The sequence below is a fragment of the Lampropedia hyalina DSM 16112 genome, assembly GCF_900129055.1.
Classification (GTDB): Bacteria; Pseudomonadota; Gammaproteobacteria; order Burkholderiales; family Burkholderiaceae_C; genus Lampropedia; species Lampropedia hyalina.
On sequence record NZ_FQUZ01000039.1, the window covers coordinates 1 to 25,446 of the forward strand.

General features: G+C 61.8%; 17 protein-coding genes and 1 tRNA gene. 17 read left to right on the forward strand and 1 reads right to left on the reverse strand.

Annotated elements, in window-relative coordinates:
* Positions 1–18 precede the first annotated feature (18 nt).
* From tuf to BUE21_RS12830, 17 genes are all read left to right on the forward strand, one after another.
* Positions 19–1,209, forward strand: a complete 1,191-nt coding sequence (gene tuf / locus BUE21_RS12750) for an elongation factor Tu (protein WP_073356243.1) — start codon at positions 19–21, stop codon at positions 1,207–1,209.
* 27 nt (positions 1,210–1,236) lie between these two features.
* Positions 1,237–1,312: transfer RNA gene (locus BUE21_RS12755), tRNA-Trp, on the forward strand.
* A gap of 78 nt (positions 1,313–1,390) precedes the next feature.
* A complete protein-coding gene (gene secE / locus BUE21_RS12760; RefSeq protein ID WP_073357041.1) occupies positions 1,391–1,777 on the forward strand; it encodes a preprotein translocase subunit SecE in 387 nt (128 codons plus the stop codon).
* Positions 1,777–2,364 (forward strand): transcription termination/antitermination protein NusG, encoded by a 588-nt coding sequence (nusG, locus tag BUE21_RS12765; protein WP_073357042.1) that lies wholly within the window; start codon positions 1,777–1,779, stop codon positions 2,362–2,364. The genes secE and nusG overlap by 1 nt, the downstream gene beginning before the upstream one ends.
* Before the next feature lie 155 nt (positions 2,365–2,519).
* Positions 2,520–2,951, forward strand: coding sequence for a 50S ribosomal protein L11 (gene rplK, locus BUE21_RS12770; protein WP_073357043.1), 432 nt, complete (start codon positions 2,520–2,522; stop codon positions 2,949–2,951).
* Between the two features lies 1 nt (position 2,952).
* Complete coding sequence (rplA, locus tag BUE21_RS12775; protein WP_073357044.1) at positions 2,953–3,651, forward strand: 50S ribosomal protein L1; 699 nt, start codon at positions 2,953–2,955, stop codon at positions 3,649–3,651.
* Between the two features lie 250 nt (positions 3,652–3,901).
* Positions 3,902–4,414: a 50S ribosomal protein L10 gene (gene rplJ, locus BUE21_RS12780; protein WP_073357055.1), complete on the forward strand. Its 513-nt coding sequence runs from the start codon at positions 3,902–3,904 to the stop codon at positions 4,412–4,414.
* Positions 4,415–4,468: 54 nt separating this feature from the next.
* Positions 4,469–4,840: a 50S ribosomal protein L7/L12 gene (gene rplL, locus BUE21_RS12785; RefSeq protein ID WP_073357045.1), complete on the forward strand. Its 372-nt coding sequence runs from the start codon at positions 4,469–4,471 to the stop codon at positions 4,838–4,840.
* A gap of 462 nt (positions 4,841–5,302) precedes the next feature.
* A complete protein-coding gene (gene rpoB, locus BUE21_RS12790) occupies positions 5,303–9,421 on the forward strand; it encodes a DNA-directed RNA polymerase subunit beta (protein WP_073357046.1) in 4,119 nt (1,372 codons plus the stop codon).
* Positions 9,422–9,451: 30 nt separating this feature from the next.
* Positions 9,452–13,678 carry a DNA-directed RNA polymerase subunit beta' gene (gene rpoC, locus BUE21_RS12795; RefSeq protein WP_073357047.1) on the forward strand — a complete coding sequence of 1,409 codons (4,227 nt, stop codon included), beginning with the start codon at positions 9,452–9,454 and terminating at the stop codon, positions 13,676–13,678.
* A 365-nt stretch (positions 13,679–14,043) separates the two neighbouring features.
* Complete coding sequence (gene rsmB / locus BUE21_RS12800; protein WP_073357048.1) at positions 14,044–15,474, forward strand: 16S rRNA (cytosine(967)-C(5))-methyltransferase RsmB; 1,431 nt, start codon at positions 14,044–14,046, stop codon at positions 15,472–15,474.
* Positions 15,467–16,237: a DUF4390 domain-containing protein gene (locus BUE21_RS14260; protein WP_159435859.1), complete on the forward strand. Its 771-nt coding sequence runs from the start codon at positions 15,467–15,469 to the stop codon at positions 16,235–16,237. The genes rsmB and BUE21_RS14260 overlap by 8 nt, the downstream gene beginning before the upstream one ends.
* On the forward strand, positions 16,234–18,543 hold the full coding sequence (locus BUE21_RS12810; RefSeq protein ID WP_073357049.1) for a sensor histidine kinase: 2,310 nt from the start codon (positions 16,234–16,236) through the stop codon (positions 18,541–18,543). The genes BUE21_RS14260 and BUE21_RS12810 overlap by 4 nt, the downstream gene beginning before the upstream one ends.
* 106 nt (positions 18,544–18,649) lie before the next feature.
* The gene (locus tag BUE21_RS12815; RefSeq protein WP_073357050.1) at positions 18,650–19,402 is read left to right on the forward strand and encodes a response regulator; all 753 of its coding nucleotides are present in this window, start codon (positions 18,650–18,652) and stop codon (positions 19,400–19,402) included.
* A 288-nt stretch (positions 19,403–19,690) separates the two neighbouring features.
* On the forward strand, positions 19,691–21,916 hold the full coding sequence (locus BUE21_RS12820; RefSeq protein ID WP_084523283.1) for a TonB-dependent receptor domain-containing protein: 2,226 nt from the start codon (positions 19,691–19,693) through the stop codon (positions 21,914–21,916).
* 13 nt (positions 21,917–21,929) lie between these two features.
* Positions 21,930–23,156 carry a multidrug effflux MFS transporter gene (locus BUE21_RS12825; RefSeq protein ID WP_073357052.1) on the forward strand — a complete coding sequence of 409 codons (1,227 nt, stop codon included), beginning with the start codon at positions 21,930–21,932 and terminating at the stop codon, positions 23,154–23,156.
* A gap of 79 nt (positions 23,157–23,235) precedes the next feature.
* A complete protein-coding gene (locus BUE21_RS12830; RefSeq protein WP_073357053.1) occupies positions 23,236–24,150 on the forward strand; it encodes a LysR family transcriptional regulator in 915 nt (304 codons plus the stop codon).
* Here BUE21_RS12830 and BUE21_RS12835 read toward each other — a convergent pair.
* Positions 24,140–25,084 carry a LysR family transcriptional regulator gene (locus BUE21_RS12835; protein WP_073357054.1) on the reverse strand — a complete coding sequence of 315 codons (945 nt, stop codon included), beginning with the start codon at positions 25,082–25,084 and terminating at the stop codon, positions 24,140–24,142. The two genes, BUE21_RS12830 and BUE21_RS12835, sit on opposite strands and share 11 nt — an antisense overlap.
* Positions 25,085–25,446: the final 362 nt, after the last annotated feature.

The following is a 25,446-nucleotide window of genomic DNA, read 5'->3' on the forward strand; positions in this document are numbered from 1 at the left end:
TTCTTTCGGAGTATAGAAATGGCAAAAGAAAAGTTTGAGCGCACGAAGCCGCACGTGAACGTGGGAACGATTGGTCACGTCGATCACGGCAAGACCACGCTGACCGCAGCGATCGCCACCGTGCTGTCCAAGAAGTTCGGCGGCGAAGCCAAAGGCTACGACCAGATCGACAACGCGCCTGAAGAAAAGGCCCGTGGCATCACCATCAACACCTCGCACGTCGAGTACGAAACGGAAAACCGCCATTACGCCCACGTGGACTGCCCCGGTCACGCCGACTACGTCAAGAACATGATCACCGGTGCCGCCCAGATGGACGGCGCGATCCTGGTCTGTTCCGCTGCCGACGGCCCCATGCCCCAAACCCGTGAGCACATCCTGCTGTCCCGTCAGGTCGGCGTTCCCTACATCATCGTGTTCCTGAACAAGGCCGACCTGGTGGACGACGAAGAACTGCTGGAACTGGTCGAAATGGAAGTGCGTGAGCTGCTCGACAAGTACGAGTTCCCCGGCGACGACACCCCCATCATCCGTGGTTCCGCCCGTCTGGCCCTCGAAGGCGACCAGAGCGAAATCGGCGAAGCCGCCATCCTGAAGCTGGCCGAAGCCCTGGACACCTACATCCCCACGCCCGAGCGTGCTGTGGACGGCGCATTCCTGATGCCCGTGGAAGACGTGTTCTCCATCTCCGGTCGTGGTACTGTGGTGACTGGCCGTATCGAGCGCGGCATCATCAAGGTCGGCGAAGAAATCGAAATCGTCGGTATCCGTGATCTGCAAAAGACCACCGTCACCGGCGTGGAAATGTTCCGCAAGCTGCTGGACCAGGGTCAGGCTGGCGACAACGTTGGTCTGCTGCTGCGCGGCACCAAGCGTGAAGACGTGGAGCGTGGCCAGGTTCTGGCCAAGCCCGGCACCATCAAGCCCCACACCGAATTCACCGCCGAAGTGTATGTGCTGTCCAAGGATGAAGGCGGTCGTCACACCCCATTCTTCGCCAACTACCGCCCGCAGTTCTACTTCCGCACCACCGACGTGACCGGCTCCATCTCCCTGCCCGAAGGCAAGGAAATGGTCATGCCTGGCGACAACGTCTCCATCACCGTCAAGCTGATCGCTCCCATCGCCATGGAAGAAGGTCTGCGTTTCGCCATCCGTGAAGGTGGCCGTACCGTCGGTGCCGGCGTCGTCGCCACCATCATCGCCTGAGTCGGTTAGAATTCAGGTAAAGGTTAAAGGGGTATAGCTCAATTGGCAGAGCGTCGGTCTCCAAAACCGAAGGTTGTAGGTTCGATTCCTACTGCCCCTGCCAGAAATGGCTGAAAGCCTAAGCAACCCGCCCTCGTAGGCGGGTTTTGTGTCTTGTTGCAGAACAAAAGATTGGTTAAGCATGGCTTCCTCTCCGCAAGTTGAAACCGTTGGCTCCGGCGTGGGCAAGGCCCAGGTGGCTGGGTCTGTATTGCTGGTGGTGCTGTCCATTGCCGGTTTTTACTGGCTGACACCGTATGGAGGCTGGGCCCAGTGGGGTGCATTGCTGGTGGGGTTGGTGCTGGCAGCGGTGGTGTTCATCTTCTCCGATCCGGGGCGGGTGTTCCGGGGGTACCTGAAGGACTCCTCGAATGAGTTGAAGAAGGTGGTCTGGCCGTCCCGCAAGGAAGCCGTCCAGATGACTGGCTATGTGTTTGCCTTTGCGGTCATCATGTCGCTGTTCCTGTGGTTGGCCGACTCGCTGGTCGGCTGGGTGATTTACGATCTGCTGTTGGGCTGGAGAAGTTGATGAGCGATTCGTTGGAAACTGGTGCTGCGGTGCCGCAAGAGCCGCAGGTGACTTCTGCCAAGCGGTGGTATATCGTCCATGCCTATTCCGGAATGGAGAAGGCTGTAGAGCGCAATATTCAGGAGCGTGTGGCGCGTTCCGGCATGGATACCAAGTTTGGCCGTATTCTGGTGCCTACCGAAGAGGTGGTGGAAGTCAAGAATGGCCAGCGCAGAACCACGGAGCGCAAGCTGTTTCCGGGCTATGTGTTTGTGGAAATGGAAATGGATGATGACACCTGGCATCTGGTCAAGCAGACCAGCAAGGTGACTGGTTTCGTGGGTGGTGGGCGCAACAAGCCTGCACCGATTTCCGAGGCCGAAGTGCAGAAGATCATCAGCCAGACCCAGGAAGGCGGCGAGAAGCCACGGCACAAGACGGAATTCACCGTGGGTGAACTGGTGCGTGTCAAGGAAGGGCCGTTTGCCGATTTCAACGGTTCGGTGGAAGAGGTCAATTACGAGCGCAGCCGTTTGCGTGTTTCGGTCATGATCTTCGGGCGTTCCACGCCGGTGGAGCTGGAGTTCGGTCAGGTTGAAAAAACTTGACGAAATAAGACTGCTGACAATATAATTTCGCCCTTTGCATTGCGGGCGGGTGCGTTGTGGCCTTTTGATGGGCCACGGTGCCGATTTGCAGTGCGTTTGTTCGTTCGATGGGGAGCTGGGCTACGCCCAGCGTTGGTACCCAATAGGAAATCACCATGGCAAAGAAAATTGTCGGTTTTATCAAGTTGCAGGTTCCTGCCGGTAAAGCCAATCCCTCGCCTCCAATCGGTCCTGCGCTGGGTCAGCGCGGTCTGAACATCATGGAGTTCACCAAGGCATTTAACGCCCAAACCCAAGGCATCGAGCCAGGTTTGCCGCTGCCGGTGGTGATTACTGCCTACGCAGACAAGAGCTTCACGTTCATCATCAAGACTCCGCCTGCTGCCACGCTGATCAAGAAGGCGATCAAGCTGGACAAGGGTTCTGCCAATCCGAACAAGCAGAAGGTCGGCAAGATCACGCGCGCGCAACTGGAAGAAATTGCCAAGACCAAGATGGCCGACCTCAATGCGGCAGATCTGGATGCGGCAGTGCGCATCATCGCGGGTTCTGCCCGTTCCATGGGTGTGACAGTGGAGGGTGTATAACATGGCAAAGCTCACGAAAAAGCAGAAGGCCCTGCAAGGCAAGGTCGATTCCACCAAGCTCTACCCTTGGGGTGAAGCCATCACGCTGGTGAAGGAAGCCGCTACCGCCAAGTTCGATGAATCCATCGACGTGGCGGTGCAGCTGGGTGTGGATGCGCGTAAATCCGACCAGGTGGTGCGTGGTGCCGTCGTGTTGCCCAATGGCACAGGCAAGACTGCTCGTGTGGCTGTTTTTGCGCAGGGCGCAAAGGCAGAAGAAGCCAAGGCTGCTGGTGCGGATGTGGTCGGTATGGACGATCTGGCTGCCCAGATCAAGTCCGGCGATATTCCATTCGACGTGGTGATTGCTGCTCCCGATGCCATGCGTGTCGTGGGTTCCCTGGGTCAGATCCTGGGTCCGCGCGGCCTGATGCCAAACCCCAAGGTGGGTACAGTGACCCCTGATGTGGCCACTGCGGTGAAGAACGCCAAGGCCGGTCAGGTGCAGTTTCGTGTGGACAAGGCTGGTATCGTGCATGGCACGATCGGTCGTCGCTCCTTTGAATCCGACAAGCTGCAAGAGAACCTGGCTGCATTGCTGGATGCCTTGACCAAGGCCAAGCCTGCTACCAGCAAGGGCGTGTACCTGCGCAAGATCGCAGTTTCGTCCACCATGGGTGTGGGTGTGCGCGTGGAGACCCAGTCGGTCACCGCTGCCTGATCGCTGGTATCGATTGAATTTGGCCACTTCGGTGGCCGACGTGGTGGGCTGTCAGGCGGGTGATTCTGTCTGGCAGGCCATCCGAGACCGCTGGTGCTGCACATGGTGTGCGGCTTAAGTTGCAAGACAAGCCAGCGTAGATGGTGTCCACTGCCAAGATATGTTCCATATTCTGAAACAGTTGGTCGCTGAAACTTGGGACGCATCACCGTGCCCTTGTGGTGTGGAGATGTATTGAAAGGAGTTGACCTTGAGTCTGAATCGCAGTGAAAAAGAAGCTGTCATCGCTGAAGTGTCGGACCTCGCCGCCAAGTCCCAGACATTGGTGGTTGCGGAATACCGTGGTATCACGGTAGCCGACCTGACTCGGTTGCGTGTTCAGGCCCGCCAGAACGGAGTGTCGCTGAGTGTGTTGAAAAACACACTGGCACGCCGTGCGGTGTCTGGAAGTGCATTCGAGGTGGTGTCCGATCAGTTCACCGGGCCGTTGATCTACGGCTTCTCGGAGGACGCTATTGCGGCTGCCAAAGTGGTAGCCGAGTTTGCCAAGACCAATGACAAGATCGTCATCCGTGCCGGTGCCTACGAAGGCAAGGCATTGAATGCCGAAGAAGTCAAGCAGTTGGCCAGCATTCCCAGCAAGGAAGTGCTGTTGTCGCAATTGCTGGGTCTGCTGCAATCGCCGATCTCGCGCACCGCGCGCGTGCTGTCGGCTCTGGCAGAGAAAAAGGCAGAAGAATCTGGCGAGGCACAACCAGCCTGAGGCTGGTGTTCCGATCGCCCTGTGTTAGTACCAAACTGAATTAGGAATTTGAAAATGGCATTCGATAAAGACGCATTCTTGAACGACCTCGACACCCTGACCGTGTTGGAACTCAACGACCTGGTCAAGGCCATCGAAGAGAAGTTCGGCGTGAGCGCAGCTGCAATGGCTGCTCCTGCTGCTGGCGGCGCAGTGGCCGCTGTGGTGGAAGAAAAGACTGAGTTCGACGTGGAACTGAAGGACGTTGGCGCGAACAAGGTTTCCGTCATCAAGGCCGTGCGTGAAATCACCGGTCTGGGCTTGAAGGAAGCCAAGGACCTGGTCGATGGCGCACCCAAGGTTGTCAAGGAAGCCCTGCCTAAGGCAGATGCTGAAGCAGCCAAGAAGAAGCTGGAAGACGCTGGTGCCAAGGCCGAGCTGAAGTAATCTCATCTCCCTGCGAAGGCCGGGCAGTCCGTTGGTGGGCTGTCTGGCCTTTGTTGGTTTGTGTGGAGTGCACACCCAAGCATGAATGCAGGTTGATTTTCGGCCTGATGTTTGTGTTTCGGTGTGCTTTCTGACCCCTTCCGACGACATCGGAAAGTACCTTGGTCGGGTGGCGTGCAATGCGCCGCTGTCAGCCATGGTTGGTAGTGGCCAACCGCCAAGACCTGCGCGTCTTTCCGCAAGGGAAGGTCTGCAAAACTCTGCTGGAAAGCGCGGGCCGTTGTGGTGGATGCAGCGCGCGAAGGCTTTTGCCCCCAATAGTGGTGCTATTGGGGGCAAAAGCCGACAAAGCGATGCGCCGCCAGAACGGATCTGCGCGACAGCATGGGTTTTGCAGACCTTTCCAAGACGTGTGGGTGATTCCGTCGAAGAATCCCAGGAACCCTTTTGCCCGGAGATCTCATGGCCTATTCCTTTACTGAGCGCAAACGCATTCGCAAGAGCTTCGGCCGCCGCGACAGCGTTTTGGAAATTCCCTACCTGCTGCAAATGCAGAAAGATGCCTACACCGCATTCCTGCAATCCGATACCCCCCCCAAGAAGCGGGCCGATGAAGGCTTGCAGGCTGCGTTCAATTCTGCATTCCCGATTGTGTCGCACAACGGTTTCGTGGAAATGAAGTTCGTGGAATACAACCTGGCCAAACCGGCATTCGATGTGCGCGAGTGCCAGACCCGTGGCCTGACTTTTGCATCGGCCGTGCGTGCCCGCCTGCAACTCATCATCTATGACCGTGATTCTTCGACCGCCCAGAGCAAGGTGGTCAAGGAAGTCAAGGAGCAGGAAGTTTACATGGGCGAAGTGCCGCTGATGACGGACAAGGGTTCCTTCATCATCAATGGCACCGAGCGTGTGATCGTGTCGCAGTTGCACCGTTCGCCAGGTGTGTTCTTCGAGCACGACAAGGGCAAGACCCACAGCTCCGGCAAGCTGCTGTTCTCGGCGCGGGTGATTCCCTACCGTGGCTCCTGGCTGGACTTCGAGTTCGATCCGAAGGATATTCTGTATTTCCGGGTGGATCGCCGCCGCAAGATGCCGGTGACGATTTTGCTCAAGGCCATCGGCCTGACCCCCGAAGCGATTCTGGCGAACTTCTTCGAGAACGACAATTTCACGCTGATGGACGATGGTGCGAAGATGGAATTCGTGCCGGAGCGTTTCAAGGGGGAAGTGGCGCGTTTCGATATTGCCGATTCCCACGGCGAGGTCATCGTGGCCAAGGACAAGCGCGTCACGGCACGCCATCTGCGCGAATTCGAGAAGGCCAATATCCGCGAAGTGAGCGTGCCCGAGGACTTCCTGATTGGCCGCGTGCTGGCGCGCCATGTGGTCGATCCCGACACGGGCGAGATTCTGGCCAAGGTGAACGAGGAACTGACTGAGGCCCTGCTGAAAAAGCTGCGCACGGCTGGTGTGCGCCAGATTCCCTGTATCTACACGAATGAGCTGAACAAGGGCAGCTACATCTCGCAGACCCTGCGCATCGATGAAACCGTCGATGAGTTTGCCGCGCGGGTGGCCATCTACCGCATGATGCGCCCTGGCGAGCCTCCTACTGAGGAAGCGGTGCAGGCACTGTTCTATCGCCTGTTCTTCAATCCCGATACTTACGACCTCTCGCGCGTGGGCCGCATGAAGTTCAATGCCAAAGTGGGCATTGCCGACGAGAAGGGCGCGATGGTGCTCTCCAACGAGGACATCCTGTCGGTGGTGAAGATTCTGGTGGATCTGCGCAACGGCATTGGCGAAGTCGATGACATCGATCACCTGGGCAACCGCCGCGTGCGTGGCGTGGGTGAACTGGCCGAAAACCAGTACCGCACAGGTCTGGTGCGCATCGAGAAGGCTGTGAAGGAACGTCTGGGTCAGGCCGAGCAAGACCCGCTGATGCCGCACGACCTCATCAACTCCAAGCCGATTTCTGCGGCCCTGAAGGAATTCTTTGGTGCGTCGCAACTGTCGCAGTTCATGGATCAGACCAACCCGCTGTCGGAAATCACGCACAAGCGTCGGGTTTCCGCCCTTGGCCCAGGTGGTCTGACGCGCGAACGTGCCGGCTTCGAGGTGCGCGACGTGCACGTGACCCACTATGGCCGCGTTTGCCCGATTGAAACACCGGAAGGCCCGAACATCGGCCTCATCAACTCGCTGGCCCTGTATGCCCGCCTGAACGAGTATGGCTTCATCGAGACGCCGTATCGCCGTGTGGTGGACAGCAAGGTGACCTACGAAATCGATTACCTCTCGGCCATCGAGGAAGGCAAGTACATCATCGCCCAGGCCAATGCGGAACTGGATGGCGAAGGCCGTCTGGTGGGCGATCTGGTATCGGCCCGCGAGAAGGGGGAATCCATCCTGGTCGGGGCCGACCGTGTGCAGTACATGGACGTGTCGCCTGCGCAGATCGTCTCGGTGGCGGCCTCGCTGGTGCCATTCCTGGAGCACGATGATGCGAACCGCGCCTTGATGGGTGCCAACATGCAGCGTCAGGCCGTGCCGGTGCTGCGTGCCGAGAAGCCGTTCGTGGGAACGGGCATCGAGCGCGTGTCGGCAGTCGATTCCGGCACCGTGGTGACGGCACGCCGTGGCGGTGTGGTTGATTATGTGGATGCCTCGCGCATCGTGATTCGCGTCAATGACCACGAGGCCGTGGCCGGTGAAGTGGGTGTGGACATCTACAACCTCATCAAGTACCAGCGTTCCAACCAGAACACCAACATCCACCAGCGTCCCATCGTGAACCGTGGCGACGCGCTGGCCAAGGGCGATGTGATTGCCGATGGCGGCTCCACTGACCTGGGAGAACTGGCTCTGGGCCAGAACATGCTGATCGCGTTCATGCCCTGGAACGGCTACAACTTCGAGGACTCGGTGATGGTGTCCGAGCGGGTCGTGGCGGAAGACCGCTACACGTCCATCCACATCGAGGAACTGGTGGTGATGGCGCGCGATACCAAGCTGGGCGCGGAAGAAATCACCCGCGACATTCCCAATCTGGCCGAGCAACAGCTCAACCGCCTGGACGACTCCGGCATCATCTACGTCGGGGCCGAAGTGCAGCCCGGCGACGTGTTGGTGGGCAAGGTCACGCCCAAGGGCGAAACTACGCTCACACCGGAAGAAAAACTGCTGCGCGCCATCTTCGGCGAGAAGGCTTCCGATGTGAAGGACACCTCGCTGCGCGTGGATCAGGGCAGCTATGGCACGGTGATCGACGTGCAGGTGTTCACCCGCGAAGGCATCGAGCGCGACAAGCGTGCCCAGCAGATCATCGACGATGAACTCAAGCGTTACCGCCTCGACCTGAACGACCAGTTGCGCATCGTGGAGCTGGACTCGTTCGACCGCGTGCGCAAGCTGCTGGCCGGCAAGGTGGCCAATGGTGGCCCGCAACGGCTGGCCAAGGGCAGCACCATCGACGATACCTATCTGGATGCCGTGGACAAGCACCACTGGTTCGACATCCGTCCGGCCGATGAAGCCGTGGCCGCGCAACTGGAGAGCATCAAGAACTCCATCGAGGCGACCCGCCACAGCTTCGATCTGGCCTTCGAGGAAAAACGCCGCAAGCTCACCCAGGGGGATGAACTGCCTGCGGGCGTGCTGAAGATGGTCAAGGTCTATCTGGCCGTCAAACGCCGCCTGCAACCGGGTGACAAGATGGCCGGCCGTCACGGCAACAAGGGGGTGGTCTCCAAGATCACGCCAATCGAGGACATGCCTTATCTGGCCGATGGCACACCTGCCGACATCGTGCTGAACCCGCTGGGCGTGCCTTCGCGCATGAACGTGGGTCAGGTGCTGGAAGTGCATCTGGGCTGGGCTGCCAAGGGGCTGGGCCAGCGCGTGGCCGCATTGCTGGAGATCGAGAAGGACAAGCAGGTCAAGGAAATCCGCAGCTTCCTCGCGCAGGTCTACAACCAGGCCGGCCACAAGGAAGACCTGGATTCCTTCAGCGACGACGAGATCGTCGAGATGGCGCGCAACCTGAAGCAGGGTGTACCGTTTGCCACCCCGGTGTTCGACGGCGCGGACGAGCAGGACATCCAGAACATGCTGCAACTGGCCTATCCCGACGACATCGCCAAGGCCAAGGGCCTGACCGAGTCGCGCACCCAGGCCTATCTGTACGATGGTCGCACCGGCGAGCGTTTCGAGCGTCCCACCACCATCGGCTACATGCACTTCCTGAAGCTGCATCACTTGGTTGATGACAAGATGCACGCCCGCTCCACCGGCCCGTACTCGCTGGTGACGCAGCAGCCGCTGGGCGGCAAGGCCCAGTTCGGGGGCCAGCGTTTCGGGGAGATGGAAGTGTGGGCACTGGAAGCCTATGGCGCGTCCTATGTGCTGCAAGAGATGCTCACCGTCAAGTCCGACGACGTGACTGGCCGTACCAAGGTGTACGAGTCCATCGTCAAGGGCGACCACGCGATCGAGGCGGGCATGCCCGAATCGTTCAACGTGCTGGTCAAGGAAATCCGCTCGCTGGGCATCGACATCGAACTCGACCGCGATTAAACGGCAACGCACCGCAAAAGGAAAAATCGTATGCAATCCTTATTCGATCTGTTCAAGCAGTTCAACCCCGATGACCATTTCGATGTCATCAAGATCGGTCTTGCGTCGCCCGAGAAGATCCGTTCGTGGTCGTTCGGCGAGGTCAAGAAGCCTGAGACCATCAACTACCGCACGTTCAAGCCCGAGCGCGACGGCCTGTTCTGCGCCAAGATTTTTGGCCCCATCAAGGACTATGAGTGCCTGTGCGGCAAGTACAAGCGGCTCAAGCACCGGGGCGTGATCTGTGAGAAGTGTGGCGTGGAAGTGACCCAGACCAAGGTGCGCCGCGAGCGCATGGGCCACATCGATCTGGCCGCGCCCTGTGCGCACATCTGGTTCCTCAAGTCCCTGCCATCGCGCCTGGGCCTGGTGCTGGACATGACGCTGCGCGACATCGAGCGCGTGCTCTACTTTGAAGCCTATGTGGTGACCGAACCCGGCATGACCCCGCTGAAGAAATTCAGCATCATGAGCGAGGACGAGTACGACAAGAATCTCGAAGAGTACGGCGACGAGTTCGAAGCACGCATGGGGGCCGAGGGCATCCAGCAACTGCTGGCGAACATCGACATCGATTCCGAGATCGAGCGTCTGCGTGGCGATCTGACCGGCTCCGAGGTCAAGGTCAAGAAGAACTCCAAGCGTCTGAAGGTGCTGGAGTCGTTCAAGAAATCCGGCATCAAGCCGAGCTGGATGGTGCTGGACGTGCTGCCGGTGCTGCCACCCGATCTGCGCCCGCTGGTGCCGCTGGACGGTGGCCGCTTCGCCACCTCCGACCTGAACGACCTGTACCGCCGCGTCATCAACCGCAACAACCGCCTGCGCCGCCTGCTGGAGCTGAAGGCTCCCGAGATCATCGCCCGCAACGAGAAGCGCATGTTGCAGGAATCGGTGGATTCGCTGCTGGACAACGGCCGCCGTGGCAAGGCCATGACCGGTGCGAACAAGCGCGCCCTCAAGTCGCTGGCCGACATGATTAAAGGCAAGGGTGGCCGCTTCCGCCAGAACCTGCTGGGCAAGCGCGTGGACTACTCCGGTCGTTCCGTGATTACCGTAGGCCCGACCCTGAAGCTGCACCAGTGCGGTCTGCCCAAGCTGATGGCCCTGGAGCTGTTCAAGCCCTTCATCTTTGCGCAGCTGGAGCGTCGTGGCATCGTCACCACCGTCAAGGCCGCCAAGCGTGAAGTGGAACTGGGCACGCCCGTCGTCTGGGACATTCTGGAAGAGGTGATCCGCGAACATCCGGTGTTGCTCAACCGCGCACCGACGCTGCACCGCCTGGGCATTCAGGCGTTCGAGCCGATTCTGATCGAAGGCAAGGCCATCCAGTTGCACCCGCTGGTCTGCGCGGCCTTCAACGCCGACTTCGACGGCGACCAGATGGCCGTTCACGTGCCGCTGTCCATCGAGGCACAGATGGAAGCGCGCGTGCTGATGCTGGCTTCCAACAACGTGCTGTTCCCGGCTTCGGGCGAGCCTTCCATCGTGCCTTCGCAGGACGTGGTGCTGGGCCTGTACTTCGCCACCCGCGAGAAGATCAACGGCAAGGGCGAGGGCATGGTGTTTGCCGACATCCCCGAAGTGCAGCGTGCGCTGGAGGCGAAGGTGGTGGAACTCAACGCCCGGGTCAATGTGCGTCTGACCGAATGGGTCAAGAACAAGGCCACCGGCGAGCTGGAATCGAACACCAAGGTGCGCGAGACCACCGTGGGCCGCGCGCTGCTTTCGGAAATCCTGCCCAAGGGTCTGCCGTTCGAGGTCATCAACCGTGCCCTGAAGAAGAAGGAAATCTCCAAGCTCATCAACACGGCATTCCGCAAGTGCGGCCTGAAGGACACCGTGGTGTTCGCCGACAAGCTGTTGCAGAACGGTTTCCGTCTGGCCACGCGCGCCGGTATCTCGATTGCCATCGAGGACATGTTGGTGCCACCGCAGAAGTACGAGATCGTCAGCCGCGCCGAGGCCGAGGTCAAGGAAATCGAGCACCAGTACACTTCCGGTCTGGTGACGGCGGGCGAACGCTACAACAAGGTGGTGGACATCTGGGGCAAGGCCGGGGACGAAGTCTCCAAGGTCATGATGCAGCAACTGGCCAAGCAAAAGACCATCGACCGCCACGGCAATGAGGTCGATCAGGAGTCGTTCAACGCCATTTACATGATGGCCGACTCCGGTGCGCGGGGTTCTGCGGCGCAGATTCGCCAGTTGGCCGGGATGCGCGGTCTGATGGCCAAGCCGGACGGCTCCATCATCGAGACCCCGATCACCGCGAACTTCCGCGAAGGTCTGAACGTGTTGCAGTACTTCATCTCGACCCACGGGGCGCGCAAGGGCCTGGCCGATACTGCGCTGAAGACCGCCAACTCCGGTTACCTGACACGCCGTCTGGTCGATGTGACGCAGGACCTGGTGATTACCGAGAACGATTGCGGCACGACCAATGGCGCGTACATGCGTGCCATCGTCGAAGGCGGTGAAGTGATCGAATCGCTGCGCGACCGCATTCTGGGCCGTACCGCCGCCGAGGAAGTGCTGCATCCCGAAACCCGCGAAGTGCTGATTCCGGCCGGAACCCTGCTGGAAGAAGACCAGCTCGACGACATCGAGGCCGCTGGCGTGGACGAAGTGAAGGTGCGCACTGCGCTGACCTGCAACACGCGCTACGGCCTGTGCGCCAGTTGCTATGGCCGCGATCTGGGCCGTGGCGGCCTCATCAACCTCGGCGAAGCCGTGGGTGTGATTGCCGCGCAGTCCATCGGGGAGCCGGGCACGCAGCTGACCATGCGTACCTTCCACATCGGGGGGGCGGTGAACCGTGCGGCGATTGCCTCCAGCGTGGAAGCGCGCTCCAACGGGATCATCGGCTTCAATGCCACGATGCGCTATGTGACCAACAGCAAGGGCGATCTGGTGGTGATTGCCCGCTCCGGCGAAATCGTCATCCAGGACGAGCATGGCCGCGAGCGCGAACGCCACAAGGTTCCTTACGGTGCGACCCTGACGGTCAAGCCCGACCAGCAGATCAAGGCCGGCACGATTCTGGCCAACTGGGATCCGCTGACCCGCCCGATCATCACCGAGTTCGGTGGACAGGTGAAGTTCGACGGCGTGGAAGAAGGCCTGACGGTGGCCAAGCAGACTGACGATGTGACGGGCCTGTCCACGCTGGTGGTGATCGATCCGAAACGCCGTGGCTCCACCAAGGTGGTGCGTCCGCAGGTCAAGCTGCTGGATGCGGCAGGCAACGAGGTGAAGATTCCCGGCACCGACCACTCGGTGGCGATTGGCTTCCAGGTGGGCGCGCTGATCCAGGTGCGCGACGGCCAGGATGTCGGCCCCGGCGAAGTGCTGGCGCGTATCCCGATCGAAGGCCAGAAGACCCGCGACATTACCGGCGGTCTGCCGCGCGTGGCCGAACTGTTCGAGGCGCGCACGCCCAAGGACAAGGGCACGCTGGCGGAAATCACCGGCACGGTGTCGTTCGGCAAGGAGACCAAGGGCAAGATTCGCCTGCAAATCACCGACCCCGAAGGCGTCATCTGGGAAGAACTGATCCCCAAGGAAAAGAACATCCTGGTGCACGAAGGCCAGGTGGTGAACAAGGGCGAATCCATCGTCGATGGCCCGGCCGATCCGCAGGATATTCTGCGCCTGCTGGGCATCGAGGAACTCTCGCGCTACATCGTCGATGAAGTGCAGGACGTGTACCGCTTGCAGGGCGTGCCGATCAACGACAAGCACATTGAAGTGATCGTGCGCCAGATGCTGCGCCGCGTTGTGGTGGAGAATCCGGGCGAGTCCCACTACATCACCGGCGAGCAGGTGGAGCGTTCGGAAATCCTCAACACCAACGAGGCCTTGCAGAAAGAGCACAAGATTGCTGCCACCTACAGCAACCTGCTGCTGGGGATCACCAAGGCATCGCTGTCCACCGATTCGTTCATCTCGGCGGCATCGTTCCAGGAAACGACGCGCGTGCTCACCGAGGCGGCCATCATGGGCAAGCGCGACGAGTTGCGCGGCCTGAAGGAAAACGTCATCGTGGGCCGCCTGATTCCAGCCGGTACGGGTCTGGCCTACCACCAGGCACGCAAGGCCAAGGAGCAGATGGACGAGGTCGAACGCCGCGCCATTGCCGCTGCCGACGAAGAAGCCCTGCGTGCGGTGGAAAGCCTGGACGACGAAGCCCCGACCCAGTCGGGACAGGACGCGGAATAAGCGCGTGAACAGGCTGGCGGCAGGACAGTCTGCCTTGCTGCCAGCCACAGCGATACGCCTTCGGCCATGCCGTGCGTGGAAATTCGGAATGGCCTAGGGAAGGTCTGAAAAACTCTTGTGGTAAGCCCGCGCCCGCCAATGGGATGCAGCGCAAGGCGGATTTTGCGGTCAATAGCGGTGCTATTGACCGCAGAAGCCAACGCGGCGATGCGCCCAGTGGCGGGATGCGGGCGGCACAACGGGTTTTGCAGACCTTCCCCAAGCCTTCCGGTTTTCCATGTGCCGCATGGCATTTTTCATGGCCCATCCGGGCAGGCTTGCCGGGCATGGAGCCGTGACGTTTTTTCCATTCATTTGCCTTTGCCATGAACGCCATTTCCCCTGCTTCTTCCGGCTCGTCCGCTGCCGTGCGGTCATCTCCCGCGCTCTGGCAGCAGTTGCAACTGGCTGCACAGGGGCTGCGTGCCGTGCGGGCCGGGCAGTCGGCGCGGGCGGTGTTGCAGCTCTGGCCTGCATCGCTGCGTCCGGGGGCACAGGCTTTGCTGTACCACGGGCTGCGCCATCTGGGGACGGCCCAGGTGCTGCGCGAGCAATTGGCCACGCGCAAGCCCAGTGCGCAGGTGGACGCGCTGCTGTGTTTGGCACTGGCCGCGCTGTGGCAGCCCGATGCCGTGGGTTATGACGATTTCACGCTGGTGAATCAGGCCGTCACGGCCTTGCGCAAGCAGCGCGATACCCAGGCCCAGGCCGGATTCGTGAACGCCTGCCTGCGCCGTTTTCTGCGTGAACGCACTGCGCTGCAAGCCGTGGTGGCGCAGTCTCCGCTGGCGCAATGGAACCATCCGCTGTGGTGGATCGAGAAGCTGCAACGGCAGTATCCGGCGCAGTGGCAGGCGGTGCTGGAGGCCAACAATGGCCGCGCACCGCTGAGCCTGCGCATCAACACCACGCAGATTTCGCGGGGCGACTACCTGGCCCAGTTGCAGGAGCAGGGCATGGCCGCGTGGCCGGTGCAGGGCAGTGGCCTGCTGCTGACCCAGGCGGTGGATGTGCGCCAACTGCCCGGCTATGCCCAGGGGTGGTTTTCGGTGCAGGATGCCGGTGCGCAGACGGCCGCGCCCCTGCTGCTGGAGGGCTTGCAGGCGGAAGATCCGTCGGCACCGCTGCGCATTCTGGATGCCTGCGCCGCACCGGGCGGCAAGAGTGCCCATTTGATCGAACATGCACTGGCCATTGGGCAGTCCATCCGGTTGCTGGCTCTGGATGTGGATGCTGCGCGGTGCGAACGCATCCACGAGAACCTGCAACGTCTGCGCTTGCAGGCACATGCCCAGGTGCAGGTGGCCGATGCCGGGCAGGTGGCGCAGTGGCAGGCGCATCTGCAAGGGCATCGGCTGGATGGCATTTTGCTGGATGCCCCGTGTACCGCATCCGGCATTGTGCGCCGCCACCCGGATGTGCGCTGGCTGCGCCGTCCCGAAGACGTGGCGGCCTTGGCGAAAACCCAACAGTATCTGCTGCGCCAATTGTGGCCTTTGCTGCGGGAGGGCGGTCGGCTTCTATACTGCACCTGTTCCGTGTTCCACGAAGAAGGCCAGGATCAGATGCAGCAATTTCTCGCGCAACATGCCAACGCCCGGCTGGTGCACCCCGTGCAGCATGGGCTGCCCCGCTATTTTTCTGCCGTGCAGGCTCCGGCGGCGGGTGAAAGTGGGGACGACCACGACGGATTCTTCTACGGCCTGCTGGAGAAGACCACAGGGACAGGCACGGCGGGAGACTGCCCCGATGCCTGAGTGCCGCGCGGGTGCTGCCTGTCGCCGTCAGTCGGGCGCAGTGGCGGGCAGATGGTGGTGGCTGTTGCTGTGCCTGGGGCTGGCCTTGGGAGGCATGGCGCACGCCCAGCAAGGAACGGCATTGCCAGCACAGCCACCGTCGGCATCTGCGGCGGCACCATCGGCATCCAATGCGGATGCCACGCTTTTCCCGCTGGAGTCAGAGCCGGTGTCTGTTCCGGCTCCGGCGCAGTTTGGCGATTCGCTGGTGCAGGAGGTGCGGCTGCTGTACGTCCCGCAGGACGGGCTGTATTTTTCATCCGCTTCGGTGCTGATGCTGCCTGCCAGCGTTCGGGCCGCGCTGGAGCAGGGCATTCCGGTGTACTTCATGGCCGAGGTGCGGCTGACCCGCCCGCGCTGGTGGCTGCTGTCGCACGAAGATGCCTTTCAGCAGCGGTTCTGGCGGTTGAGCTATCAGCCGCTGACGCGCAAGTGGCGGGTGCAGATGTCTTCGATCTCGTCGGAACACACCGACCAGCCCACCGGTCTGGCGCAGGCTTTCGACAGCCTGGCCGACGCGCTGGCATCCATGCAGCGCATCGCAGGCTGGAAGGTGGCCCGATCCGACGAGCTGCGCCCCGGCACGGTCTATGACGTGGAGTTTGCCTTTGGTCTGGACAAGCGGCGTATTCCGCGCCCCTTGCAGATCAGCGAGGTCGGGCGTGCCTCCTGGGACCTGGAGCTGGTGATGCACCGGCTTTTCGAGATGCCTTCGCTGCCATGAGTACCGTGCCACCCTCCACACCAGTCGCGCCTGCTGTGCCGGTGCGCAAGAGCAACCGCCACCGTTGGGCGTTCGCGCTGGTGGCGGCGGTGATGGCGGCCATCGCGCTGGTGTTGCTGTTTCTGCTGGCACTGGCCACCAACAACGCCGAACTCTATGCCGAGCATTACATCTGGCTGCTGGGGGTGAATGCGCTGTCGGCAGGCTTTCTGCTGTTTGCATTTGTCTGGGGCGCGTGGCGGCTGTTGCAGCGGCTGCGGCGCGGCAAGTTCGGCAGTCGGCTGCTCATCAAGCTGGCAGGGATTTTCTGTCTGGTGGGCATTCTGCCGGGCGCGCTCATCTATTCCGTGTCGTATCAGTTCGTCTCGCGCTCCATCGAGAACTGGTTCGATGTGCGGGTCGAAGGGGCACTGACCGCCGGGGTGGGGCTGGCGCGCACCAGCCTGGATGCCTGGGTGGTGAACACTGCATCGCGCGCCCGTGCCGCCGCGCTGCAACTGGGGCAGAGCAGTTCGGTGTCGCTCGCCATGGAGCTGGAACAACTGGCCGAGCAACTGGGGGCCAATGATGCCGTGCTCTGGGATGCCAGCGGAAAGGTGCTGGGCAGTGCGGGTTCCTCGCGCTTCGATCTGGTGCCTGAACGCCCGTCCGCCGAGGCTTTCCGTGCCCTGCGTGCCCAGCGCGAATGGGCCACGCTGGAAGGCATGGAGCAGGCCGAGGCCGGGGGCAAGGCGGGCGTGTATGTGAAGGCACTGGTGCAACTGGGCAATGCGCGGGTGGGACTGTGGGGCGAGCAACTGCGCTTTCTGCAAATCACCGTGCCCGTGCCGGACGCACTGGTGGCCGATGCCTTCGCCGTGCAGGAGGCCAACCGCGAATACCAGCAGCGCGCGCTGGGGCGCGAAGGGCTGCGCCGCATGTACATCGGCACGCTGACGCTCAGCCTGTTTCTGGCGGTTTTCAGTGCCATCATGCTGGCCGTGGTGCTGGGGCGGCAGTTGCTGCGCCCGCTGCTGATGCTGGCCGAAGGCGTGCGCGAAGTGGCCGAGGGCAATCTCAGCCCCAAGGCGGCCTCGCAAAGCAGCGACGAACTCAGCGGCCTGACGCGCTCGTTTGCTTCCATGACGCACCAGTTGGCCGCCGCCCGTGCTTCGGAAAAGGCCAGCATGGACGCGCTGGAGGCTGCGCGCGCACAGTTGCAGACGCTGCTGGACAACCTCACCGCCGGGGTCATCGTGCTGGATGCGCAGGGCTGCGTTGTGTCGGCCAATCCGGGCGCGGCGCGGGTGCTCAAGGTGCCGGTGGACGCGCAGGTCGATCACGCGCTGGCCGATATTCCCGAACTCCAGACCTTCGCGCAATCCGTGCAGGAACGTTTTGGCGTGTTCCTGGAGGCGCAGGACAGCCAGCGTGGCGACCACTGGCAGCAGTCCTATGAGCTGTACGCGCCGCCTGCCGGGGCCGCGCCCAATGCCGCCAGCGATTGCGGTATCACCGTGGTGGCGCGGGGCGCATTGTTGCCCGACCACAACCGCCTGCTGGTGCTGGACGACATCACCGAAGTCGTATCCGCCCAGCGTGCCCGTGCCTGGGGCGAGGTGGCACGCCGTCTGGCCCACGAGATCAAGAATCCGCTCACACCCATCCAGCTTTCGGCAGAGCGGCTGGAGATGAAGCTGGCGGCCAAGCTGACCGGCAGCGACCAGGCCTTGCTGGTCAAATCGGTCAAGACCATCGTCGATCAGGTCGATGCCCTCAAGCGCATGGTCAATGAATTCCGCGACTATGCCCGCCTGCCGTCGGCTCGCCTGCAAGCCCTGGATTTGAACGCGCTGGTGCGTGATGTGGTACATCTGTACGAAACCGAGAACGCCGACTTTGCCGTGCAGGCCAGTCTGGATGCCGCCTGTCCGCCCATTCAGGGCGATGCCATGCAGTTGCGCCAGGTCATTCACAACCTGCTGCAAAACGCCCAGGATGCCAGCGTTCAGGCCGCCGAGAATCACCCCGACCATCCGCCCGCGCCCATTCGCATCGGCACGCACTGGAGCCAGAGCCAGAAGCGGGTGCGCCTGAGCGTTGAAGACCACGGCACGGGCTTTCCTGCGGCCATCCTGCAACGGGCATTCGAGCCGTATGTCACGACCAAGGCCAAGGGTACCGGGCTGGGGCTGGCGATGGTCAAGAAAATTGCCGAGGAGCATGGCGCGTTGATTGAACTGTCCAACCGCCAAAATGATGACGGTGCGCTGGCGGGGGCGAAAGTTTCGTTATTATTCCTGCCTGACCAGACGCACGCATCCTGAAGGCGTTGCGCAGGTTTTCCCCGCACTGACAGTCAGACTCACCCCCGATAGAACAACAACTTCTTGCAGAGACAAACTTTCCAACCCGTGGAGCCGAACGCAGAACATGGCAAATATTTTGGTGGTAGATGATGAGCTTGGGATCCGGGATCTCCTGTCGGAAATTCTCAACGATGAAGGGCACAGCGTTGAACTGGCAGAAAACGCCACCCAGGCCCGCAGTGCCCGCAATGCGCACGAATACGATCTGGTGCTGCTGGACATCTGGATGCCCGATACCGATGGTGTCAGCCTGCTCAAGGAGTGGGCGATGGCCGGGCTGCTGACCATGCCGGTCATCATGATGAGTGGCCATGCCACCATCGACACGGCCGTCGAGGCCACCCGCATCGGGGCACTGTCCTTTCTGGAAAAACCCATCACCCTGCAAAAGCTGCTCAAGGCCGTGAACCAGGCACTGGAAACCCAGGAGCCAGGGGGCGGGCCTGCCACGCCGCAGCCATCCCTTCGCGCCGCGCCTTCGAGCATTCCCGCGCCGTTTCCGGGGGAAGGGGGCGACATTGCGGCGACATCCGGCTCTGGGCTGGCTGCCACGACCGCGCTGACGGATGCGCCGGTGCTGCTGGTGCGCACCATGACCCCAGAAAAATCCCTGCCGAGTGCGCATCGGGATTTTGATCTGGACAAACCCCTGCGAGAAGCCCGCGACGAATTCGAGAAGGCCTACTTCGAGTTCCACCTCGCCAAGGAAGGCGGCTCCATGACCCGCGTGGCCGAAAAGACCGGTCTGGAGCGCACCCATCTCTACCGCAAGCTGCGCCAACTGGGCGTGGAACTGGGGCGCAAGCGCGGCGGTTGATGCCCTGCCGGTGGACATTGTCACCAGAGAACTCCGAGAGCGGGCACTTCGCAATACCTTGGCGCGCGGAAGCCTGTGCAGGGCTTTCCTGTGATGTTCCGCGTGGATATCGACTATCCATTTTGACGGGGCAAGCGGCGTTGTGCCGCACTTAGCATCTGCGATCTGGAAGCCGCTGGGCATTGTGGCAATGCCTGCGCCAGTCGTGGCCCCTTGCATTGGCTTCCATCGCCCCCGGGGTGCATGTCGCACCCGATGGGGATGTGCTGACTTTGTACAGGAACTCCAATGCCCCGCCATCATTCGCCGCGCACGCCTTGTCCGTCTTCTTTCCCTGCACACCATCTGCTGGCAGGGGCCTGCCTGATGCTGATGGCTGCCATGTCCCATGCCCAGACGGAGGGGGACGATGCCACTGTGCTGGATACCGTGGTGGTCACGGCGAATGCCACGGCTGTCGATGTCAAGGATGCGCCCGCCAGTATTTCGGTGCTGACAGCCGAGGACATTCGCAAGATTCCGGCCAGTGATCTCAACGAGGTGCTGCGCCGTGTGCCCGGCCTGTCGCAGCAGACCACTACCGATGGCGGCACCAGCATCCAGATTCGGGGTCTGCCGCAGGCGTATACGCTGCTTCTGGTGGATGGCCAGCGCATGGGCAGCTCCAGCGATACGTTCGACCGCTACAGCCGCAATGAGCTGAACTGGATTCCGGTGGAGTCCATCGAGCGCATCGAGATCGTGCGCGGCCCGATGTCGGCACTGTATGGTTCCGATGCCATGGGCGGTGTGATTCATGTCATCACCAAGAAATCGGCGGCGCGCTGGGGTGGTCAGGTGACACTGGGCACGGAGCAAAATGCCCGCTCCATACGGGGTGATGACTACAGCGGCAGTTTCGCACTCAGTGGCCCGCTGGCCGAGGGATGGCGTTTGCGCCTGAATGGCCAGAGTACCTACCGCCAGTCCGACCAAGGGCTGCCTGAAGGGGTGAACCAGACCCGCTGGGGTGGTGGCCGTGAGGGCAGCAAGATTCGCTCGCTGGGACTGGGACTGGACTGGGACATCAGCCCCGGCCACCGCCTGAACTTCCAGGCACAGCAGGGCCAGTGGCGTACCCTGTTTGGCCCGGAGCAGGGTGACGGCAGCAACCCCGGCGGTTTTGCCTCTTTCACCCGGGGGCCGGCCAAGATGGAGCGCGAAAACTACAGCCTTGGCTACCAGGGGGAACATGGCTGGGCCAGCTCCAGGCTCAATCTGGTGTATTCCCGCTATGCCAATGACACCGATGCGCCGGTGGTTCGCAATGGCCAGCGGGTTCCGCTGCTGGATGCCGAAGGCAATCCTGTTACCGACCGGCGCGGCAATCCCGAGTTTGAACGCTATGCCACACAGGCTATTGCCAAGGAACTGGTACTGGATGGCAGCCTGTCTGCGCCGGTGCAATGGGGGCTGGATCAGGTGCTGACCGTGGGGGCACAGTGGCAGGAATCCAGGCTGGACAATCCCAACTCGGTGGGGTCTGAACCGAATGCCGATGGGGTGGCGGGCCTGAGCCAGAACAAGGCCCGCTCCTGGGCCGTTTTTGCCGAGGATCAGGTGTTCCTGCGCGAGAACCTGAGCCTGACGCTGGGTGCGCGCCTGGACGACCATGAGAATTTCGGCAGCAAGGTCAGTCCGCGTGCCTATCTGGTCTATCACCCCACGGCGGAGTGGACAGTGCGCGGCGGCTATTCGGAAGGGTTCAAGGCCCCTTCGCTGCGCCAGTCCAACCCTAATTTTGTGGGCGTGTCGCAAGGGGCGGGCTGTCAGGCCAGCCCCGGCTACCTGGGGGGTGGTTGCTATACACGCGGCACCAGCAATCTCCAGCCGGAAACCACGGAAAACTGGGAGGTCGGTGCCGCCTGGGAGCGCGGGGGCTGGAGTGGCGGTCTGACGTTCTTCAACACCGAGTTCCGCAACAAGCTGCACGAAAGGGCACTGGGATACCTCAACGGTGGAAACATCTATTGGCAGGAGGTCTATAACATTGACTCTGCCTTGACGCGGGGGCTGGAAGCCACGGCCACGGTGCCATTGATCGAGAATGCCAGCCACCCGGCTCTCAAGGCACTGACCTGGACATCCAACCTGACGCACATGATGAAGGCGGAGAACAAGGCCAATGGCAGTCCGCTGACGGCAGTGCCGGAGTGGTCTTTCAACTCCAGCCTGGACTGGAAGGTCACGCAGGCACTGGATGTGAGCTTCTCTGGTGAATACATCGGCAAGCAGGTCAATCTGGACTGGCGTCTGGCCAACAACGACAGCCAGTTCGGCGACGAGCGCATCCAGAAAGCCTATTCGCTGTTTGACCTGGGGGCACGCTATCGCCTGCATCCACAGTTGGCCCTGAATGTGGGCGTGCGCAACCTGTTCGACCGGCAGGTGGGAACGGGCGATTACGGCAATACCGGCAACAATTTCTATGTGCCGGGCCGCCGCTATTTCGTGACCCTGACCGGCACCTTCTGAGCCTGGCTGAACGATGAGCACCTCACCCCGCCCATTGCCCCAGGGGAATCGGCTTGGCACCGGGCTGATCCTGCTGCTGGCACTGCTGACCGCACTCGATGCCATGGCCATCGACCTGTACCTGCCCGGTATGCCTTTCATGGCCACCGATCTGGGGGTCGGGGCCGGGCGCATCCAGCAAACCCTGTCGATCTTCCTCATTGGGCTGGCCGTGGGGCAGTGTATCTATGGCCCTCTGCTGGATTGCTATGGCCGCCGCCTGCCCCTGCTGCTGGGCGTGGTGGTGTTTGTGGCAGGCTCCATTCTGGCGGCCACGGCTCCCACCATCGAGTGGCTGATGCTGGCGCGCCTGTTGCAGGCCCTGGGTGCTGCGGCGGGACTGGTGGTGCCGCGCGCCATGGTGGCCGACCTGTGTACGATGACCGAGGCCGCCCGCGCCTTTTCGTTGTTGATGCAGGTGATGATGATCGCGCCCATCGCCGCGCCGTTGCTGGGCGGCTATCTGCTGGGCCATGGAAGCTGGCGTTTCCTGTTCTGGGTGCTGGCGTTCATGGGCGGGGTGGGGCTGCTGTGGGCCTGGCGCAGCCTGCCGGAATCGTTGCCGGTGGCCGCCCGTGTTCCCCTGGATTGGCGCAGCATCTGGCGGGGCTACACCCGGCAGTTGTGCCATGCGGTGTTCATGGGCTATACGCTTGCCAGCGGGTTCGTCCTGGGTTCCTTGTTTGCGTACATCAGTGGATCGGCGTTTATTTTCACGCAATATTACGCACTCACACCCGTCCAGTTCAGCTATCTGTTCGCGGCCAATTCTCTGTGCATTGTGGCCGGGGGGCAGATCAGCAACTGGCTGCTGCGGCGCAGTAGCGTGCAGCGTGTGATGGGGGTGGGCATGTTGCTGCACGGTGTGGCGGCACTGGCTTTGTGGCTGGTCGTGGCCCAGGGGCAGGCCAGTGTGTGGAGCTATGCCGGTCTGCTGGCATTGGCGGTGGGGGCACTGGGGCTGGTGTTCGGCAATCTGACGGCATTGACGATGGGCCATGCCAGTGGGCAGGCCGGGGTGGCATCGTCCCTGATGGGTGCGCTGCAATATGCCATTTCGGCGGTGATTGGTTATTTGCTGAGTCTGGCGGCATCTGGCCCGGTGGCCTTGCCGATGGGCATGGCCCTGTGCGCAGCCGGGGCCGTGCTGGCCAGTCTGTATGCGCAGTGGCGTGCCCGCATTGCGGCGGCTCCAGCGTAGGCCAGCGGCCTTGGGGTGTGCCGGTGAAGGGGAATGGTAAACCGCCTATCATGGCGTGCATCTGCATTCTGGAACGCCCATGCCCGCACTCGATCAGTTGGATTTGAACCTGCTGCGTATTCTCTCCGTCCTGCTGGAGGTGCGCAGCGTGACCTGTACCGCGCAGCGTCTGGGGTTGAGCCAGCCCAGTGTCAGCCGGGCATTGCGCGCCCTGCGCGAGGTGTTCGACGACCCGCTGCTGGTCAAAACCAAGGTGGGCATGACGCTGACCCAGCGGGCCGAAGCCCTGCGCGAACCACTGGACGACTGGCTCTCCAAGACGCGGGCGATTCTGCGGGCACCGAATGAGCAGGTGGCGCAGCCTTTTTCGGGGCGCGTGCGGGTGGCTACCACCGATTTCGGTCTGCTATCGGTGCTGATGCCGGCCATGCCCCGCATCCTGGAAAAAGCCCCGAATCTGCTGATCGATATCATCGAGCTGGACCCGGACAACCTCAACCAGCTCAGCAGCGGTGCGGTGGACTTGGTCATCAGCGGTTTTGACCCGGAGCCGGGCCGCTCCCATGAACGCCATCTGTTCCATGAAACCTATTGCTGCGTGTTTCGCGATGGGCATCCGCTGGCGGCCCTGGAGCCAAGCCAGCGGCTGACCATGGAAGACCTGCTGGCCTGGCCGCACATCCTGCTGTCGGTGCATGGCATTCCAGTCGATCCATTGGCACTGCGGCTGGCGCAGACCCGGCAGGAGCGGCGCATTGCCGCCAACTCGCCCTATCTGGTCTCGGCCCTGCTGCTGTTGCAGGCCACCGATGCCGTGCTCATCAGCCCCGTCCGTTCCGCCGATCATCTGGCCCAACCCTATGGCCTCCAGACACGCGCCACGGCGATGGAGCTGGGCGGCTTCGATTATTGGCTGTTCTGGCACGAACGAAACCGGCGCGATCCGGCCATCAACTGGTTGATCGATGAACTGAGCGCGCACGTCAGGCACTGAGCCTGTGCTGCGCCTGCCGCTGCATCAGCACATCGACGAATGCCCGCACCTTGGTGGGACGAAAGCGCGTGGCGGGGAACACCGCGTGGATGCCGCCTTCGGGCAATTGCCAGTCGGGCAGTACCTGCACCAGATGGCCGGCAGCAAGGTCTTGCGCAACAACGAAATCCGGCAGTACCGACAGCCCCATGCCCTGGCGCACGGCTTCGCGCACCGCCAGCGTTTCATTGAGGAATACACTGGCCTGCAAGCTGACGTGCACCGGCTCCAGTGCATGTTGCACAAAACTCCATTGCAGGGGGTCGCGCAGGGCGGTATTGGCCACGAACGGCAATTCGGCCAATGCCTGGGGGTGCGAGATGGCACCGGCAACTGCCCCCCAGTCTGCACGGGCCACCAGCACCTGACGGAAGCTTCCCACCGGGCGTGTGGGCAAATGCAACTCGGTGAGCCAGCCCACGCGGATGGCCAGCTCCACCTGACCGGACATCAGGTCCAGTGCCTGGTCGCTGTAAATCGCCTCCACCTTGCATTGCGGGTAACGCCGTGTGAATTCGGCGATGGCAGGCACCACAGCGGCAATGCCGAAATCCAGCGGAGCCGTCAGGCGCAGCGTGCCGGAGGGCGTTTCGGCATGTTGCGCCAGCTCGTCAAACGCATCACCTGCCTCACGCAGGATCAGGGCGCAACGCCGGTAGAAAGCCTGCCCGGCTTCGGTGGCCACCACTTTGCGCGTGGTGCGAGTGAGCAAGCTGGTATGGAATTCGCACTCAAGCCGTGCTACCTGCTGGCTGACCACGGCCTTGGTAATGCCCAGCCGTGCGGCCGCAGCCGTGAAAGAACCCGTCTCGACCACCGCAGCAAAATAAGCCAGCCGTTTGAGATTGGCATAGCCACTCTGACCGGGTTCGTCTTGATTGTTTGTCTTTGACATCCATTGAGTATATTTGATCGCTATTTATTCATCCAACGATTGTTCCTAGAATGGCACGCATGACATACCAAGAACAGGCATGAACCATGCGCAAGACCCTGCATTACCTATTCGACCCACTGTGTGGCTGGTGCTATGGGGTTAGGGCGTGTCCTCCATCAGATTCACCCCCGCGCCAGTGCGCCCCGGCAGGCCAATCTAGGCGCACGCCGCCGCCCGTATGTCGATACGGGCAAGGTGGGCAACGACGAGTGGCCTGCCGGGGCGCGCTGGCCCGAAGGGTTGGGCCCAAAAAGGCCGTGCGCGGCGTTGCAAAGCCTCGCAAGGCATAAAGCCTTGCTGCGTTTTGCGCCTTGCTCACA

What these genes read in the sequence shown, in the direction of transcription:
- secE (WP_073357041.1), top strand. Translation starts at nt 1,391, where the DNA reads ATGGCTTCCTCTCCGCAAGTTGAAACCGTTGGCTCCGGCGTGGGCAAG.
- nusG (WP_073357042.1), top strand. Translation starts at nt 1,777, where the DNA reads ATGAGCGATTCGTTGGAAACTGGTGCTGCGGTGCCGCAAGAGCCGCAG.
- tuf (WP_073356243.1), top strand. Translation starts at nt 19, where the DNA reads ATGGCAAAAGAAAAGTTTGAGCGCACGAAGCCGCACGTGAACGTGGGA.
- rpoB (WP_073357046.1), top strand. Translation starts at nt 5,303, where the DNA reads ATGGCCTATTCCTTTACTGAGCGCAAACGCATTCGCAAGAGCTTCGGC.
- BUE21_RS12825 (WP_073357052.1), top strand. Translation starts at nt 21,930, where the DNA reads ATGAGCACCTCACCCCGCCCATTGCCCCAGGGGAATCGGCTTGGCACC.
- BUE21_RS12835 (WP_073357054.1), bottom strand. Translation starts at nt 25,084, where the DNA reads ATGTCAAAGACAAACAATCAAGACGAACCCGGTCAGAGTGGCTATGCC.
- BUE21_RS12820 (WP_084523283.1), top strand. Translation starts at nt 19,691, where the DNA reads ATGCCCCGCCATCATTCGCCGCGCACGCCTTGTCCGTCTTCTTTCCCT.
- BUE21_RS12810 (WP_073357049.1), top strand. Translation starts at nt 16,234, where the DNA reads ATGAGTACCGTGCCACCCTCCACACCAGTCGCGCCTGCTGTGCCGGTG.
- BUE21_RS14260 (WP_159435859.1), top strand. Translation starts at nt 15,467, where the DNA reads ATGCCTGAGTGCCGCGCGGGTGCTGCCTGTCGCCGTCAGTCGGGCGCA.
- rsmB (WP_073357048.1), top strand. Translation starts at nt 14,044, where the DNA reads ATGAACGCCATTTCCCCTGCTTCTTCCGGCTCGTCCGCTGCCGTGCGG.
- rplL (WP_073357045.1), top strand. Translation starts at nt 4,469, where the DNA reads ATGGCATTCGATAAAGACGCATTCTTGAACGACCTCGACACCCTGACC.
- rplK (WP_073357043.1), top strand. Translation starts at nt 2,520, where the DNA reads ATGGCAAAGAAAATTGTCGGTTTTATCAAGTTGCAGGTTCCTGCCGGT.
- rplA (WP_073357044.1), top strand. Translation starts at nt 2,953, where the DNA reads ATGGCAAAGCTCACGAAAAAGCAGAAGGCCCTGCAAGGCAAGGTCGAT.
- BUE21_RS12830 (WP_073357053.1), top strand. Translation starts at nt 23,236, where the DNA reads ATGCCCGCACTCGATCAGTTGGATTTGAACCTGCTGCGTATTCTCTCC.
- rpoC (WP_073357047.1), top strand. Translation starts at nt 9,452, where the DNA reads ATGCAATCCTTATTCGATCTGTTCAAGCAGTTCAACCCCGATGACCAT.
- BUE21_RS12815 (WP_073357050.1), top strand. Translation starts at nt 18,650, where the DNA reads ATGGCAAATATTTTGGTGGTAGATGATGAGCTTGGGATCCGGGATCTC.